This is a genomic window from Niastella sp. (genome assembly GCF_045805085.1).
Lineage (GTDB): Bacteria > Bacteroidota > Bacteroidia > Chitinophagales > Chitinophagaceae > Niastella.
On sequence record NZ_JBJMLX010000052.1, the window covers coordinates 1 to 16998 of the forward strand.

Here is a 16998-nt window from a genome sequence, read left to right on the forward strand (position 1 = left end):
ATAACCAGGGCAGGTGTGCAGGAATTTGAATGTTTTGCCTGGCAGAACTCGAGCAACCACACCGTAACCTACGATTTCTCCAATGTAACGGGCACTGTTACCATCCTTGATCTGAAGTTCAGGCAAACAACTTACAACACCGACATTCGCGGGGTCTTTTTAAGTGACAACGGGCCTCTCAATAGCCTTTGGAACAAAAGTAAAAATACTTCCCGTGTATGCATGCGTGACATATTTTACGATTGCCCTAACCGCGAGCGGGGCCAGTGGTGGGGCGATGTTTCCGAACAGATCCTTTACTCGTTCTACCTGTATGATCAGAATGCCAGCCTGCTGGCGAAAAAGGCCTTCAGGGAACTGATGCACACACAAAAGGCGGATGGCTCTTTGTATACCACCGCACCTGGAAATGCATTTAATCTTCCAGATCAGAACATGGCTGCCGTGGCCATGCTGTGGAAATACTACCTGTATACAGGCGATGCAGACCTGGTAAGGGAGGTTTATCCGCAAGCAAAAAAATTCATTGATTACTGCGCCGGCACGGCCAACAGCGACGGCATGCTGATACTACAGCCCGGCCAGGGATGGAACCTGTGGAACTGGATTGACTGGGGCAGCAATAAGGATATTGTGGAAGGAAGCGCCAATACTTTTTGTAATGCCTTATACCTTACTTTGCTCGACGCTATGATCAACATGGCTGATCTCACAGGCGCCACTTCCGACAAAACCTATTACCAAACATTGCAGAACAAGGTAAGATCCCAATTCAATACCTACTTCTGGAACAGTGCTGCCAATGCGTATGTTTTTCACAGAAATAACGGCGTGCAATCATCGGTCATTGACGACAGAAGCAATGCCTGGGCAGTGCTGGCCGGCATGGTAGATGATTCACGGAAGCCCGGTGTATTAACGGTGCTGAAGAACCGGAACGACGCAAGCCCCTACCAGGAAATGTATATTGAAATGGCCCTGTCGATGCTCAACGCCAATGATGCTCTAACGCGTATGCGAAGCCGGTATGCCGTCATGATCGATAACTGGTCTTCTACCCTTTGGGAAGAATTTCCGGCAAGCAACAGCAGCAGCAATCATGCCTGGAGCGCCGGTCCGCTTTACCAGCTCAGCGCTTATACATTAGGAGTGAGGCCTTCCCTGCCCGCCTATAATGAATTTATTTTTCAGCCGCAGGTGACCAGCCTTAACACTATTCTGGGCCGGGTTCCTTCCCCAAAGGGCGATATTATTGTTTCATACATCCGGAATGCCAACGTGTACACACAAACATTGACCAGTCCGCTTAATACAGTTGCAATTGTGGCTATTCCCAAAGGAATGCTCGCTGCCGGCGTGAAAGAGATCGACGCCAATAAGGTAGCTATCTGGAAAAATGGTTCGTTCATAAGCGGCGTAACAGGTATAAGCTACGTGGGAGAAGATAATGACTACATCCGGTTCAGGGTGCAGCCGAGTTCGTGGACCTTCACCGCATTTTCCCAGGCAACAACAGCCGATGGGCCGGTGGTTCTTTACATCGATTGCAATTATGGAGGCAAGGCGGTTGGCCTGCCTGCAGGCAATTACAATCTTTCTGATCTGATAGCCAGGGGCATACCCAATGATTCTGTATCATCGATCAGGGTATTGAACGGATACCGGGCCATATTGTACCGGGATGCCAATTTCAGTGGTAATTCGTTGACGAAAACGGCCGACACCTCGTGCCTGGCAGATGAGGGCTGGAATGATGCGCTAAGCTCAATTATTATACAACCCATATCTGCGCGGATGGCCGCTACGGATAAACTTCAACCTGCCGGCGACGATAAAACCGGGGTACAATTGTACCCCAACCCTGCCAGCAGTGTGCTTACGCTATCCCTGGGCAATTCTGGTTACCGCTATCTGAATATTATTGACATGGACGGGCGTACTGTAATAACAAAAACCCTTTCTGCTCATGCATCTTCTGTAAAGATCGATGTGAGCAACCTGAAAAAGGGCATTTACTCAGTTGTTTTGAAAGGCGGCAGGAACGGGAACTTATTAAAAAAGATGGTAGCGGAGTAGTTGGAAGGCAGCTGGGTAACAGGTGCTAGATCGGATGTTGATGGCGGTGTGATGGCCGGAAGAAATGAAAAGCGAATAAAAGTCCACAAAAGATATCAATAAATCTTTGTGGACTTTTATTTCTACCAGGGGCAATTTTATTCGGGTACTTACCCTATAATATTAAAATATGCTTTTATAATTAGCTGGTAACCATTCGTAGGAGTTATTAACAAATTTCAAATGTCCAATACCGGGGAATGAAAGATGCGGTGCAGCAATCCAATAACCTTTTTTAACAGCATCTTCAAATGCCTTTTTCCGGGTTATTTTGGCGCCGGTGAGATCCACGTCGAAATCAATGGTTATGGAGGGGTCGGCAAACTGAACGGCGCCTGCATGCACCACATCGCCCCAAAACATCAATTTTTGTCCTTTACTTTCAAGTATGTAAAAACATTCGCCTGGTGTATGTCCAAAAGAAGGCGCGGAGGTAATGCCGGGAAACAGTTGTGTGCCCGGTTCAAAGGTTTTAACTTTTCCTGCCTTTTGGTACGGCGCTATGGCAGCCTGTGCGCCATCGAAAAACGGCTGTGCCCTTTTGTTGGACGTTTGTTTATTTGCCTCATTCAGCCAAAAATCTGCTTCAGGTTTGCTAATGTACACTGTAGCATTGGGAAATACCATTTTGCCATTGTCCACCAATCCTCCTACATGGTCTGCATGTAAATGAGTAGGCATTACGATATCAATGTCTTCAGGACTAATACCGGCAGCCAGCAGATGTTGTTTTACTTTACCAAGTGTTGAACCCATGAAGCTACCGCTTCCTGCATCAATCAATATCAGCTTGTTGTTTGCCCTTACCAGGAAAGCTGTGATGGATGTTTCTACAATACTGTCGAGGAAACTGTGCTGTAACAGATCATCCAATTCGCCAGGCTTTGCATCATGTAATAAAGTATGCAGGTTTAAAGGAATGGTGCCATCTGATAATGCTATTACATCGAAATCTCCCAACTGCATCCGGTAGAGGCCAGGTTGTTGAGGCAGTGATGAAGTAGTCTTTTGTGCCGAGGTTGATAAAATGCTGTTTATCAAAGCACATAAAATAAATATCTTCTTGAAAGAAAATGAACTTTGCGACATCATACTTATTTGATTTAATGACGCAAAGTTCAGGCATGGATCGGCCGGAAGAAGGCACAATTCTCACTTTGAAATTGTGACATTTGTGCTGTTATTTTCTGTATAAACGGCTTATGGTCTCTCTTGACACACCCAGATATGAGGCAATCATTGTCTTTGGCACCCGGCTATACAATTGCGGGTATTGTTCTACAAAATTCTCAAACCGTTCTTTGGTATTACCCATGATCATCAGCTGTAACCGCTTTTGCAGCGCCACGTAACCAAGGCTGGTTTTCATGGAAACATAATGTTCGTATTTCCAGATCTCGCGGCCAAGTTTCATTCTGTTTTCATAAGTCAATGCCAGCAGCTCACAATCTTCCAGGCATTCTACCGTCGTGGTTGCCGGAGTATGTCTGGTGAAAGCTTCACGTTCGGAAACCCACCAGTTTTCAGCAGCAAAACTATAAGTGAACTCTTTACCTGTACCGGCATCCGTTATGTAAGAACGAAGGCAGCCTTTCAATACAAAATATTCATGCTTTACAAGATCACCTTCCCTTATAAGTTGATGGTGCTTTTTATACTTTACGATCGTAAAATGAGTAATGATATAGTCAAACTCTTCATCAGTAAGCTTGCAGACCGATTCAATATGTACACGTAATGGGTGCGGCATGATATCGTAAAAATACGTATTAAAAGTTCAACGTTATAATGATCGGGGAAAATAATAAGCCCTCCCGATTTTAATGGAAAGGCTTAACATCTGGAACATTAATATGCCGATTAATTAAACTTAAAAACCGCCAGTACAAAGATCCCGAAAAACAGCAATAGTTGGATCGTGTAAAAAATGGAGATCTTAGGTATTGCTATTTTTATCACGGCAGTGCTATCGGGGTTATTTTCAAAAAAAGCGGTCTTTAACTTTTTCTGTTGCTTGTTCCCTATCAGAATTTCATTAAGCGGCAGCAGCAGAATAAGGCACAATTTTACCTGAAGCCATAGCATATGCAGGAATACCCAACCGGTTATATACGTAAGTCCAATACCGGAAAGTATCAGCAAAATTCCACCTATCCCTTTTACCGGGGCCAGATTCGACAAGAGCTGCAAAAGACCTGTTGAGCTTTCACTTTTTTGGTTAAACCTGTTTTTGAAAGCACGAAAAGTGACAAAAGAGGCAACCGTGGTTCCGACCATCAATGTCAGACCGGAAAGATGCAGAATAAGCAATAACTGTCGTAAGATTTGTGTATACATTAGGCTATTTTTGTAACACAAAGTTCGGCAATGAAAAACGGCTGGTCGTTCACCCAGGTTAATTAATTTTTTTCAGCCATTCTTTTTCTGATGCGACTTAGTGATTGCGGTTTTATTCCTATATAAGAGGCGATATAATATTGCGGTATGCGCTGTCCGGTATCAGGGAATTTCGTAAGGAAGATCTGATAGCGACGTTCGGGCGGATCGTTGTACAGTGAGTTTACCTGGTTGATTAAATTTACATATACATCTTCAAGGCCTAGCCGCCCAAACCTTTCACCATATTTCACCCGCTCATAAAATAGCTGCATATTGCTATGGCTGATGAAATAAACAGTACAGGCTTCCAATGCCTGAATATTAATTATGGATGGCGTTTGAGGCAAAAAGCTGGCATAGTCACAAACGAATTCACCTTCCTTATTAAAATAGCTCGTTTTTTCCTCGCCATCGATAATGGCATAATAACGAACCAATCCCTGCTCAATAAAAAAGATGTTTTTGCAAATATTACCTGCCTGAAGCAGGTGTTGGCCTTTTTTCAATTTTTCTACGCGAAACAAAGACCTGACGACAGCTTCATCATCAGAAGAAAGCGGAATGTAATGTCGAATGGCATTGAGTAACATATCCATATTCAAATGTACACCTTCTGCCATTTTTTGCCATACCGAAACGCCTCCTTGAAGCCTGACTTAGCTGGCGTTGATTTTCTAATCAATTTTAATGTGTATCTGATTGATTTCCTGAAATGAAGTTCATGAGGTAATAAAGTTGCCGGTGGCATTCGCTTATTCCTCCGTTAATGATATCTTTATCAACTATTCAACATCGTTACGCAACCAACCTGATCGATATGAAAAATTGTTTTTTGCTATCCCTCACCCTGCTTTTCTTTGTTGCCTGCCAAACAAGTACTACAGAAAAACCCTTTATAGCTATTAAAGGAATAGACTCGACCCACCAGCCGGGCGATAATTTTTTTAATTATGTAAATGCCAAATGGTATGATACAGCACAAATACCGGCTAGTCAGTCGGGCGTAGGCGCCTACCGGTTCATGAACTACCAGCAACGCCTCAAATTGCAAGGCATCCTGGACAGCATATCGAAAACTAACAATGCGCCGGGCAACCTGGAACAAAAGATCGGTGATTTCTTTGCTTCCGGAATGGATACCAATACCATCAACCAACGCGGATTTGAGCCGCTCAAAACCGGATTGGATCGGATCAATGCCATCACCAGTATGGCTGATATGATTACATTCATGGCAGAAGAGACCAAATTGTCAAATGTTTCCCTTATTGCTTTTCAGGTTTTTCCGGATCAGGAAAACAGCAGCATGAATATGGGGCATATTTCTCAGGCGGGTATCGGCATGCCCGACAGGGACTATTATTTCAAGACTGACTCTGCCTCTATTTCTATCCAGCAAGCCTATAAAAAATACCTGGCGGATCTTTTTACGTTGACAGGGAGCGATCTGGTATTGGCGCAAAAAAACGCAGCGCTTGTTTACAATATCGAAAAACAACTGGCGGCTTCACATAAAACCAACATTGAAACGCGGGATATAAAAGGCAATTATCATAAAACAGCCCTGGCTGATCTAAATAAGCGACAAGGCAATATAGGTTGGACAATTTACTTCAATACGCTGGGCGCCACCATGGATTCGCTGGATGTGGCCCAACCAGGTTATTATGATAAAGTGAACACGCTCCTGAAATCGATCCCGCTTGGGGATTGGAAAATATACCTGAAAGCGAATTATATTAGTAATTATACAGACTACCTGAGCAAGCCTTTTGTGGATGCATCCTTTGAATATAATAAGGCTTTAACGGGACAGGCTGTGCAAAAAACACGCGGCGAGATCATGGCCAGTGCGGTAGATAACTCTCTGGGACAGGCGCTGGGACAGTTGTATACGAAGCTTTATTTTCCCGAGTCGGCTAAAACGCGGATGCTGGAACTGGTGAATAACCTGCAGAAGGCTTTTTCCAATCGGATTGACCAATTGAACTGGATGGGCGACAGCACCAGGCAAAAAGCCAAAGAGAAATTATTTGCCATTACCAAAAAGATCGGATACCCCGACAAGTGGCGCGATTACAGCCATGTAACTGTTGTAAGGAATAAATATTTTGAAAATGTGGTATCGGCGGCCGCTAATAACTTCCAGTATAACCTGGCCAAACTGGGAAAACCGGTTGACAAAACCGAGTGGTTCACTACTCCTTCCACCGTTACCGCTTATAATAACCCCTACGCCAACGAAATTGTGTTCCCTGCCGGAATTCTGCAGCCTCCTTATTTTGACAATAATGCCGATGACGCGCTTAACTATGGGGGTATCGGTATGGTTATCGGACATGAAATGACGCATACGTTTGATGACCAGGGAGCCCAGTATGACAAAGACGGGAACGTAAAAAACTGGTGGACACCTCAGGACTACGAAAAGTTTAAGGCCAAAACCCAACAGGTCATTGACCTGTACAACAAATTCACCGTGCTGGACAGCATTCATGTGAAAGGCGCGCTTACAGTAGGAGAAAACACAGCGGATATAGGCGGCGTTGCCGTGGCTCTTGACGCTTTTAAAATGACCAAACAGGGACAGGATACCACGAGGATCGGCGGGTTTACCCCCCTTCAGCGATTTTTCTTTTCAGTGGCCAGGATCTGGAGGGTGAAAATGAAAAACGAATACATGCACTACTGGATAAATAACGATCCTCATTCGCCACCCATGTGGAGGGTGAATGGCCCACTGATGAACACCCCGGCTTTTTATACTGCTTTTAATGTGAAACCTGGCGAGATGATGTATCTCGCCAATGATAAGCGAATCAAAATATGGTAAAATTGAAGCGGCCCGTTAATTCAAACGGGCCGCAACAATTTTATTAAAGCCGGTAAAAGTATCCGAAGGATAGTGATAATTCGTTAATTGTGTGTTGTGCGGATAATATAAAATGTTCGTTCCACCGGCTGTGCACTTTTCAATCTTGGTTCTGCATTGCTTCCATATTGCCAGGCTACAACAGTCACCCGCACGGGAAATTTTGCACGGGGTGGGATCTTTGAAAAATACAATTGAGAACCTAGTACTTCAGCAGGACCTTCCTTTACATAAAAATGAACAGGCAACCCGGCACTTGATCTTGCTTGTAAGGGAATGGATCTTGCCCCCTCCTTTTGGTTGGTCACTCCTTCAAAAACAATTTGTTGTTCCTTTCCTTCCATATTGAATACAGGAATATGCAGGTCTGCCTGCTGCACCATGCTTTTGTATGTTGGATCACCATCGTTTTCTGCAATCAGCCAAATATCGCCGGACCGTTTTGGATTGTTAAATCCAACACGATCAAAAGCGATCTGGAAGGTGGAATCATTGATCTTTTTTACCGGACCGGTAATTTTATTTATTTGCAGCCGGGTTTTGGCATGATCCTTTACAGCAACCAGCCTGGTTGTATCGGCAAAAAAAGCACTGACATGAAAAGTAACGCCGTCCTTTTCCGGGTTAAATGTCAAATTATAGGCGGCATGTGATTTATCCGGGCGCATCACCGCTCCGTTTTCCCTGAAACCGATATACTGCTGCTTCTTACCTCTTGCCGAAGCATACAACCTTTCCGTTGCCGCACACAGTTCTTTATCAAAACACCAGGAAGAAAAGTAACGGTCTCCTTTGTAATTTTCATAAGAAGCAGGAATTGCCTTTGGCAAACTATCTTTTCTCCACCGGTCCATCAACCAGCCATTGGCAGGGTCGATAAATTTTAAAGCAACTGGTTTGTTCAGTGACATCACAGCAGGCAAGCGGTACGCCGCCGCTTTTTTAATATAGCCGGCAAGATAATTTACCAATGCATTCGAATAATCAAAATGTCCGTGACCGGCATCGCAGAAAAAAGTGATCGGCGTTTTTGGATGGTTGCTAACATAGCTAAATCCAGGCGCCATGCGGTCTTCCCACCATTCATATTCTCCCATTACCATAAGCCCAGGTACACCTTCGATCTTTCTGTTGCCCCATGTAACATTTGGTCCGCCATAACCAGTAAGACCGGTTTGGGGCGCATCACCATGAATAGAAATAACAGCCAGCGTTCTTTCCGGGTTCCATGCTGCAAAATTCCAGGGATAAGTGGCAGCTGCTGAATGACCAACAGGAACAACCGGCGCAAACGCCAGTTCTTTATAGCCGGAAGAATCTGCCAGCTTCTTCATCATATAATTAAAATCCTCACCGGCATCTTTGTTGAAATCAAAACTCATATTAAGCATTGGCGACACCCAAACAATAGCAAATCCAATTTCAGTCATTGCCTTTCTAAAGTCGGGGTGCTCAAAAATACCTTCTTCAATCATATTGTGTTGCCCTACTACCACTCCCCGCACCTGTTTGCAATTTTCGGGGATCCATAAATATGCTACCGGATGGTCTTTTGTTTCACCCGAAATGACACTATCTACCTGTACCGACCATTGCCACACCTGTGCAAATGGTCTTAACGAAAAGAAAAACAGCAAGAAAAAGAGGGTTTGTTTTTTCATTTATTTAATAGCGAAGTTTACAATTGAGCATGCTCAGCGACCGGCATCATTCAATACGTCACGCGTTAACGTTTATTAATGATTGCAACATCCATATGCCGGTTGTTTAGCTGGAAAAATCAATGAGTATGAAAAGAGGATAAATTTGAAACGACGCAAAGGAGTTTCTCATTTAATGGCAGTAAGAATTACGGTTGAACCCGATAAACCCGGTGAGCTTGCCTTCAGCTCAATGTTGCCTGGTTGATGTGTACTTTTAATTACGACCAGTGCACGTCCCTTCCAGGCTGTGCGTTTATTGCTGACATAAGGATCAGTATCTTTTAAATTGGCATTATCAACTCCGGCAATGACTCCCGGCCCTTTAATGCTAAACAAAAGCCTACTATCTGCATTGGGTTGAATATTTCCATTTCCATCAGTTATTTCAACGGTAACGAATGAAAGGTCCTGCCCATTAGCCTGAATGGTTGCATGGTCTGCCGTGAGCTTTATCCTGACTGCTTTTCCGGCGGTCTTTAATTGAACAGATTGCTTTTCCTTGTTATTATCAACGCCTGCTGCTTTTAACAAACCAGGCGCATAAGGCACCGTAAAAACTGCCTTGAATTGCTGTTCAATACCCGTTGGTTGTTCGCCAATAAGGGTATCATTCAAATACAGTCGAACGGACGGATATTTTGCGTAGACCTCAACCTGCATATCTTTCCCTTCGTGACCAGTCCAGGTCCAGCTTTCCCATGTAGGCCAAACAGCCCAACTTGTTAGCTTGATTGGTCCATTATCAGGGTTAGGCTCTTTCACAGCCATATAAAGCCTCGTTGAATCATTGTACAACAGTTCCCGGTAATGCGATATGGGTTTTCTCCAGCCAGTGAGATCAATATCTCCGCAATAAGCGCCATGCCAGGGATAGAAATTCTTTTCCCAATGTTCGCCGTCTGGTTCACCGGGATAATAATAGCGGCCAATGGCCGATTCGCCTAAATAGTCCATGGCCGTCCAAACAAAATCGCCGATGATATAGGGATTGTCCTGTACTAATTTCCAGTTAGCGAAAGCATCCTTCGGATACGATTCTGTTTGAACAATAATACGGGAAGGCACGCGCAGGTGATCAGCCGGCGCCCGGTGTAGCTGGTAATTATAGCCACCAATATCATGCGCTGCAAAAAGCGGATCAAAGATCTCCCAATCCTTATCCCAGGTGGTCATGGCAGAGGTTACCGGACGGGTTGCATCCAGTTGCCGTACGTAACCGGCAAGCATATTTGCTGTTTTAACCGCATCGGGGCTTTTTCGTTCTATTATTTCGTTGCCAATGCTCCACATAATAATAGAAGGATGGTTTCGGTCGCGCAAGACCATTGCCCCCAGGTCACGTTGCCACCAATCATCAAAATAGGTAGCATAATCGTTGGTCGTTTTCTTTTCGCGCCAGCCATCGAACGATTCATCTATTACCAGCATCCCTAACCGGTCACAGGCATTTAAAAACGCTTCTGATGGCGGATTGTGCGAAGTGCGTACGGCATTAAATCCTGCGGATCTCAACAATTCCACTTTTCTTGTTTCAGCCCGGTCGTAGGCCGCTGCGCCCAGGCAACCATTATCATGGTGCATACAGCCACCATTGAGGATTATTTTTTTCCCGTTCAGCCGGAATCCGTTCTGTACATCGAAGGCAATGGAGCGGATACCGAAATCCTGGCTAATGTTATCAATGGCGGTCCCGCCTTTGATTAATTGTATTTGCGCTTTATACGTAACAGGCGTTTCAGGCGACCAAAGCCGCGGGTTGTTTACCGTTAACTGTTGCGTTATTTCCTTTACCCCATTGGCAGGCAATTCAATGGTGAGCGAATTATTGCCTGCGGGTTTGAAAGACTGATCTGTAAGTTGGGTGTTCAGGAGTATGCTTTGCGGGCGACCTGTTTCGTTTTTTATACTTGTTCTAATCGCAACCGTTGCTTTTTCCTTGTTTATTTCAGCAGTGGTGATCGCTACGCCCCAGTGGTCAATATGAATGGGGGCGGTTACCAACAGCTTTACATGCCGGTAAATACCCGAGCCACTATACCACCGGCAATTTTTTTGTTGGGAATTATCTACCCTTACCGAGATTATATTTTCTTTGCCGAAAATCAGGTGCTTTGTCAAGTCATACAAAAAAGAGGAATAACCATATGGATGGATACCTAATGATCGTCCGTTTATAAATACTTCGGAATTCATGTATACGCCTTCGAAAAAGATGGAGATGCGCTTTCCATTCCACGCAGTGGGCGCCATAAATTTTTTTCGGTACCAGCCGGTTCCCGCGGGGAAATAACCGCCATCGTTACCGGTTGTATTCAGTGAGTCTGGTTTTCCTTCAATGCTCCAATCGTGCGGCAGATCAAGGTTTCGCCAACTGGCATCGTTAAAATTGTTATTCCGGGCATCGGGATGATCGCCCAATGCAAATTTCCAGTTATAATCAAAAGTTTGTACGCGGTTATGAGGAGTTAAGGTTTGAGCGGCTCCTGTAAGGAAACATACAAGCAGCAATACAGTCAGCGGTATTTTAATGCATTTGATCATAGGGGTCGAAGATAAAAAAGAATTATATTTTAAACCTTTGTTATTTTCGGGAAAATACCGGCAGCGCACAATTGTCCGATAATCATAGGGAAGCTACAAATTACCAAACAAAAAGCCATTATGAAAAAATCAAGTTTAAACCTTATTGTTTTTCTTTCTGTTATGATGAACTCATCATGTAAGAAAGAAGCTGCTATCTTACAATTTGATACAGATTAAGCCAGGCCCTATATAAACAAGGCCTGGCTTATTTTATAAATTGAAATATTGGTTATCTGCAATTACAACTTTATCTTGATTCGACTCGTCCTAATCAAGGTAACTGATATTCTTTGCTAAAGCTGCGCTTTATCCCTTCGATATATTGATCAATGCCCTTCTGTTACGGCTGCGGCCGTCAGGATTATCACGACCATTGATCAATTCCAATTCAAGCGGACAACAGGCTCCGAATGATTCAAAAGTAATGCGGCTGGCTTTTATACCTTTGTGAATAAAATACCGGGCGCATGACCTGGCACGCCGGTCTGAAAGCTTTTTATTGTATTCCTCGGTGCCCTTGCCATCTGTATAGGCTGAGATCTGAAGCGTGTAGGAAGGAAACTGTGCCATTACAAGGCAAACCGAATCGAGCTTGTTCTCAGCCTCTGATTTCAGCTTGCTTTTGTCAAAATCGAAATATACAGTAACTACATTCTCTACATTTAAAATGAATTTTTTATCAATGTACATATCTGTATTTACTAACTTATCGGTGAGCAGGTTCGCTTCAGCGGTATCATTAATTTTCACAACATCAGCGGTATCATTATAATATTGTTTGGTAACAGAGATCCGGTAATTGGAATAATCGTTATGGATGGTATCAAACAAATAGTTGCCTTTATCATCCGTTTTTGTTGCCCACGTTTTGCCAGATGGATCTGTTAAAACAATGGTAGCATCGGCAACGGGGGCATTGTCCTTACGATCAAGTACCAGCCCGGTTAACCGTTTTTTTCCGGATGATCTTTTAATGAGATAATTTTCAAGGCAGCAGCCGGTGCCCCTGTCGGAACCAACAATGGCCCTTGCCAAGAGTGCTGAATCTTCAGGAGCAAAAAAGTAAATATCATCTCTCGATGAATTAATGGGATAACCCATATTGCGGGGCACGCCCCATGCCTTATCACTGCCCCTGACCGAAAAAAGATCATACCCGCCCATGCCCAGGCGTCCGTTTGTGGCAAACACCATTGTACCGCTGCTGGTATGATAAAAGGGCGCCTGCTCATCACCGGCTGTATTTATTCCCGGGCCCGCATTAACAGAGCTGCCGGCACTTCCATCTTCATAGATCTGCGCATACCAGATATCGAATCCGCCTGATCCGCCCGGGCGGTCTGATGCATAATATAAATATATTCCATCCACTGAGCAAAATGGCTGCTTACTGCTAAACCCGTCGATATTCACCCCGGGCAATAAGGCCGGCCTGGTCCATCCACTGTCGCCACGGTTAACGATGTAATAAATATTAGAAACTATGCGGCCCTTTTCTTTTTTCCATTGGGTAAAATAAATACGATTGCCGTCGGCGGTAAAGCTTGCTACCCCCTGGTTATCTGCAATTCCGGTAACCGGTAAAACAACAGGAGTTAGCTGATCCAGACTATCGTTTTTTAAAGTACCATAAAACATCCGGCTTGCATGCGGATTGGCCCCTTTCACTTTGGCAGTATCGGTTTTCGTACTGCTTACCAGGTACTTGTTGCCGCCAACTGCCCTTACTGCAAAAGCGCCTTTTTCAAAGCTGCCGGGGGTCTTGATCTTCGAGCTGTTCACCTGGGCAGGGTTTGTAGCGGCTAATTGTCTGCGGATGAATTGCAACGTTTCCAATTCTTTTTCAGCCGCATCTTTAAACTGGCCGTTTGTTCCGGCAGTGCTTAAGTATTTACGTATACTTTCTTCCGCCGCATCATAATTTTCCAGGCTGCGTTCACATACGGCACTCCAGTAGAAGGCATCATTATTATCAGTGCACTTTTTGTATGCCGAGTCGGCATTTATCCAATAATGGGCAAGCCGGTAGCTTTCTGCCTGTTTATAAAGAATACTGGCCCGGGACCTGTTTTGAATGCCTTCCGCAGCTGTGCCTTTTTTAGCATAGGTTGTAAATGCAGGGGTGTTTATATTTCTTCCTGACGTTTTCAGATGCTGCTCATACAAATAGGCAGCCGTATAATATTCACCGGCTTCAAAATACTGATCGGCTAATTGTAGCGGACTTTTATGCACAACCTGTTGACTTTGTACCGGCAGCCAGCAGATGCCGGCAACCAGTAACCCAATAAATTTTCCGGATAAAGGCCTGATCTTAATTTGTAAAAATGTGTTCATAGATTAAATGCTCAAATGTTTAATTTCCAAAACGGTTCAACCCATATTTTAAAGTCTTGCGCAACGAACAAAATCAACAATACTCTTGTTGCCCGACCGTTTTATATAAGAAAGGGTGAGCTCAAAACTGTTTACGTTTTTCGTTAAAGGTCTTAGCCCCGAAGCATTCGCGTCGTAGCTCAACCCAATAACAAAATTCTTATAATCAATACCTGCATAAGGGGCAATTGCATCATGAACACGGTAATATCCGCCCAGCATAAAATCGGTCTCCGGATCTATATTTATTTGCCCATAAAAACCCATCATTGCTTCATATGCAGTACCCTCGCGCATATACAGCACATGTGGAATTACCCTGGCATTCGATGAAATATTAAAGCTAACCCCGCCATGTATGGAATAACGGACAGGGATCCTGTTGAGGTCTGTATTGTGATCGGTGACGATTGGGTCTTTAGGTCTGTTTAAATGATAGGCTGAAAAACCACCGAATAAATTGTATGCCTTTTCAGGAGAAGCATCAAAATACAGCACACCGGCCCCTATATCGGGAACAAGAGAAGACGTTTTAGAAAATGTTTGCGTGGTGGGGTTACTTTCCTGGTAGCCGGTGATAGGGTTCCATTGTTCGCCCCATTTGAATTTTGCGGGATTGACCCGGCGACTTATAATACCGCCCTGGAGGGCCATAACAATACGCTGGTTAAAATCTTTTCCGAATTTAACCCCGGTATAAGCATAAGAACCGGATAAAGTAAGGTAATTAAACCCGCCATCACCGGCAGACTGATTTAAAAGGTTTATACCCAGCCCTGCATTTTTATTGGTACGTGTATCGAATGAAACGCCCATAGTGCGGTATGGACTACTAAGGCTGCCCCACTGGCTACGAAAAATAGCAGATGCCCTGTAATCGCCGTCAGCGCTGCCTGCAAGCGCAGGATTGATATACAGGGGATATGTATAATTCTGCGTAAAGTGCGGATCTGTTTGGGCAACTGCTTTTATAGCAGTTATCATTAACAAACAGGCCGCCAACCGACCGTATCGATTGATGTGTTTGTTCTTCATATTACGGATATTGTTTTTTATCGAATAAGTGTAATAGAACCTTTCATTCTAACATTCCTCCCATCTTTCAGTACAGCTCTCAGCACATACAAATAAACGCCCACAGGCTGAGCGTTCCCCTTGTATTTACCATCCCATCCCTGATTCGTACTGCTAAGCGTTGTAAGGTGTTGCCCCCATTGATTGAAAATTTGCATCTCAACAGAAGCGATATAATTTCCATAAATAAAAAGCTGATCATTCCTTCCATCGCCATCCGGAGAAAATACGTTGGGTACAAAAACCTCTTTTGATAAAGGAAGCACCTTTATCTTAAATGATTGGGTTGCCCCAGCACAACCATTAGTGAAAGGGACCGTAGTAATGATTGCGTTAAGCGCCGAATCGGCCATATTGGTGGCCCGAAAAGAAGGGATTGCGCCGGTGCCCGAAGCAGCCAGGCCAATTGACGGGTTTGAATTATTCCATTTTATGCCGCCTGCCGGATCGTTCACTGAAAATTTATAGGCCGCCACAAGAGCACCGTCATAAACGGTGGTATCCCTTATTATATTCATAAAGGCTGCCATAGGATTAACCTGAATGGTTAAAGTGGATGTAGTGGCACACTGACCCGCATCGGGAGTAAATGTATATGTTGTTGTTACTGTATTATTCAATGCCGGAGACCAGGTGCCGGTAACAGGTATAGTATTGGTCGATGATAATGGCAATGCCTGCAGCGCCGCTCCTGTACATATTGATGCCACAGCAGGGAATGCAGGTTTTATTTTCTGGTTTACTGTTATAGTTAATGTTGCTGTGGTGGCGCACTGACCGGCGTCTGGCGTAAATGTATAGGTGGTAGTAGTGGTGTTATCCAATGCCGGAGCCCACGTGCCGGTGATGCCATTGTCGGATGTGGTGGGCAAGGCGGCCAGGGTAGCACCGGAACAGATAGGCGCCACAGCCGCAAACGTGGGTGTTATATTGGGATTAACCGTTATGGTCATTGTGGTGGTGGTGGCACACTGACCCGCTGATGGCGTAAACGTATAGGTAGTAGTGGCTGTATTATTCAAGGCCGGTGACCAGGTACCCGTAATACTATTATTGGATGTGGTGGGTAAAGCGGCCAGCATAGCGCCGGAACAGATGGGCGATACAGGGGTGAACGTTGGCGTTACATTTGGATTAACGGTGATCATTAATGTTGTGGTGGTCGCGCACTGACCGGCTGTTGGCGTAAATGTATAAGTAGTAGTGGCATTATTATTCAATGCCGGTGACCATGTACCCGTGATGCTCTCATTTGATGTGGTGGGCAAAGGCAGCAGCGTAGTGCCGGCACATATGGGCGCCACGGCCGCGAACGTTGGCGTTGTTTTTTGGTTTACTGTAATCGTTAATGTTGTGGTGGTTGCGCACTGACCGGCTGTTGGCGTAAATGTATAAGTAGTAGTGGCATTATTATTCAATGCCGGTGACCATGTACCCGTGATACTCTCATTTGATGTGGTGGGCAAAGGGAGCAGCGTAGTGCCGGCACATATGGGCGCCACGGCCGCGAACGTTGGCGTTGTTTTTTGGTTTACTGTAATCGTTAATGTTGTGGTGGTCGCGCACTGTCCGGCTGTTGGGGTAAATGTATAGGTAGTAGTGGCATTATTATTCAATGCCGGTGACCACGTACCCGTGATACCATTATTGGATGTGGTGGGCAAAGGGAGCAGCGTAGTACCGGCACATATTGGCGCCACGGCCGCGAACGTTGGCGTTACATTGGGATTAACGGTGATCGTTAAGGTTGTGGTGGTTGCGCACTGACCAGCTGTTGGCGTAAACGTATAAGTAGTAGTGGCATTATTATTCAATGCCGGTGACCATGTACCCGTGATGCTCTCATTTGATGTGGTGGGCAAAGGCAGCAGCGTAGTGCCGGCACATATGGGCGCC

11 protein-coding genes are annotated in these 16998 nt (G+C 44.7%); 2 read left to right on the forward strand and 9 right to left on the reverse strand.

Annotation, left to right across the window (positions count from 1 at the left end; translation table 11 throughout):
- The coding region (locus ACJ751_RS02240) for a T9SS type A sorting domain-containing protein (protein ID WP_407743747.1) at nucleotides 1-2076 on the forward strand (2076 nt) is incomplete at its 5' end.
- 162 nt (nucleotides 2077-2238) lie between these two features.
- Here ACJ751_RS02240 and ACJ751_RS02245 read toward each other — a convergent pair.
- From ACJ751_RS02245 to ACJ751_RS02260, 4 genes are all read right to left on the reverse strand, one after another.
- Nucleotides 2239-3207 carry an MBL fold metallo-hydrolase gene (locus ACJ751_RS02245; protein ID WP_407743748.1) on the reverse strand — a complete coding sequence of 323 codons (969 nt, stop codon included), beginning with the start codon at nucleotides 3205-3207 and terminating at the stop codon, nucleotides 2239-2241.
- Between the two features lie 88 nt (nucleotides 3208-3295).
- Nucleotides 3296-3865: a Crp/Fnr family transcriptional regulator gene (locus ACJ751_RS02250; RefSeq protein ID WP_407743749.1), complete on the reverse strand. Its 570-nt coding sequence runs from the start codon at nucleotides 3863-3865 to the stop codon at nucleotides 3296-3298.
- A gap of 110 nt (nucleotides 3866-3975) precedes the next feature.
- Nucleotides 3976-4452 carry a DUF2269 family protein gene (locus ACJ751_RS02255; RefSeq protein WP_407743750.1) on the reverse strand — a complete coding sequence of 159 codons (477 nt, stop codon included), beginning with the start codon at nucleotides 4450-4452 and terminating at the stop codon, nucleotides 3976-3978.
- A 62-nt stretch (nucleotides 4453-4514) separates the two neighbouring features.
- On the reverse strand, nucleotides 4515-5114 hold the full coding sequence (locus ACJ751_RS02260) for a Crp/Fnr family transcriptional regulator (RefSeq protein ID WP_407743751.1): 600 nt from the start codon (nucleotides 5112-5114) through the stop codon (nucleotides 4515-4517).
- Between the two features lie 197 nt (nucleotides 5115-5311).
- Between ACJ751_RS02260 and ACJ751_RS02265 the strand changes: the two genes are divergently transcribed.
- On the forward strand, nucleotides 5312-7327 hold the full coding sequence (locus ACJ751_RS02265; protein WP_407743752.1) for a M13 family metallopeptidase: 2016 nt from the start codon (nucleotides 5312-5314) through the stop codon (nucleotides 7325-7327).
- An 83-nt stretch (nucleotides 7328-7410) separates the two neighbouring features.
- Here the strand turns inward: ACJ751_RS02265 and ACJ751_RS02270 are convergent, their stop codons facing one another.
- From ACJ751_RS02270 to ACJ751_RS02290, 5 genes are all read right to left on the reverse strand, one after another.
- The gene (locus ACJ751_RS02270; protein ID WP_407743753.1) at nucleotides 7411-9027 is read right to left on the reverse strand and encodes a hypothetical protein; all 1617 of its coding nucleotides are present in this window, start codon (nucleotides 9025-9027) and stop codon (nucleotides 7411-7413) included.
- Nucleotides 9028-9195: 168 nt separating this feature from the next.
- Nucleotides 9196-11610, reverse strand: coding sequence for a sugar-binding domain-containing protein (locus ACJ751_RS02275; protein ID WP_407743754.1), 2415 nt, complete (start codon nucleotides 11608-11610; stop codon nucleotides 9196-9198).
- A 348-nt stretch (nucleotides 11611-11958) separates the two neighbouring features.
- Complete coding sequence (locus tag ACJ751_RS02280) at nucleotides 11959-13989, reverse strand: OmpA family protein (protein WP_407743755.1); 2031 nt, start codon at nucleotides 13987-13989, stop codon at nucleotides 11959-11961.
- A 48-nt stretch (nucleotides 13990-14037) separates the two neighbouring features.
- Entirely contained in the window at nucleotides 14038-15063 is a 1026-nt protein-coding gene (locus tag ACJ751_RS02285; RefSeq protein WP_407743756.1) for a PorP/SprF family type IX secretion system membrane protein, read from the reverse strand.
- Nucleotides 15064-15080: 17 nt separating this feature from the next.
- A partial coding sequence (locus tag ACJ751_RS02290) for a gliding motility-associated C-terminal domain-containing protein (RefSeq protein WP_407743757.1) occupies nucleotides 15081-16998 on the reverse strand: 1918 nt, incomplete at its 5' end.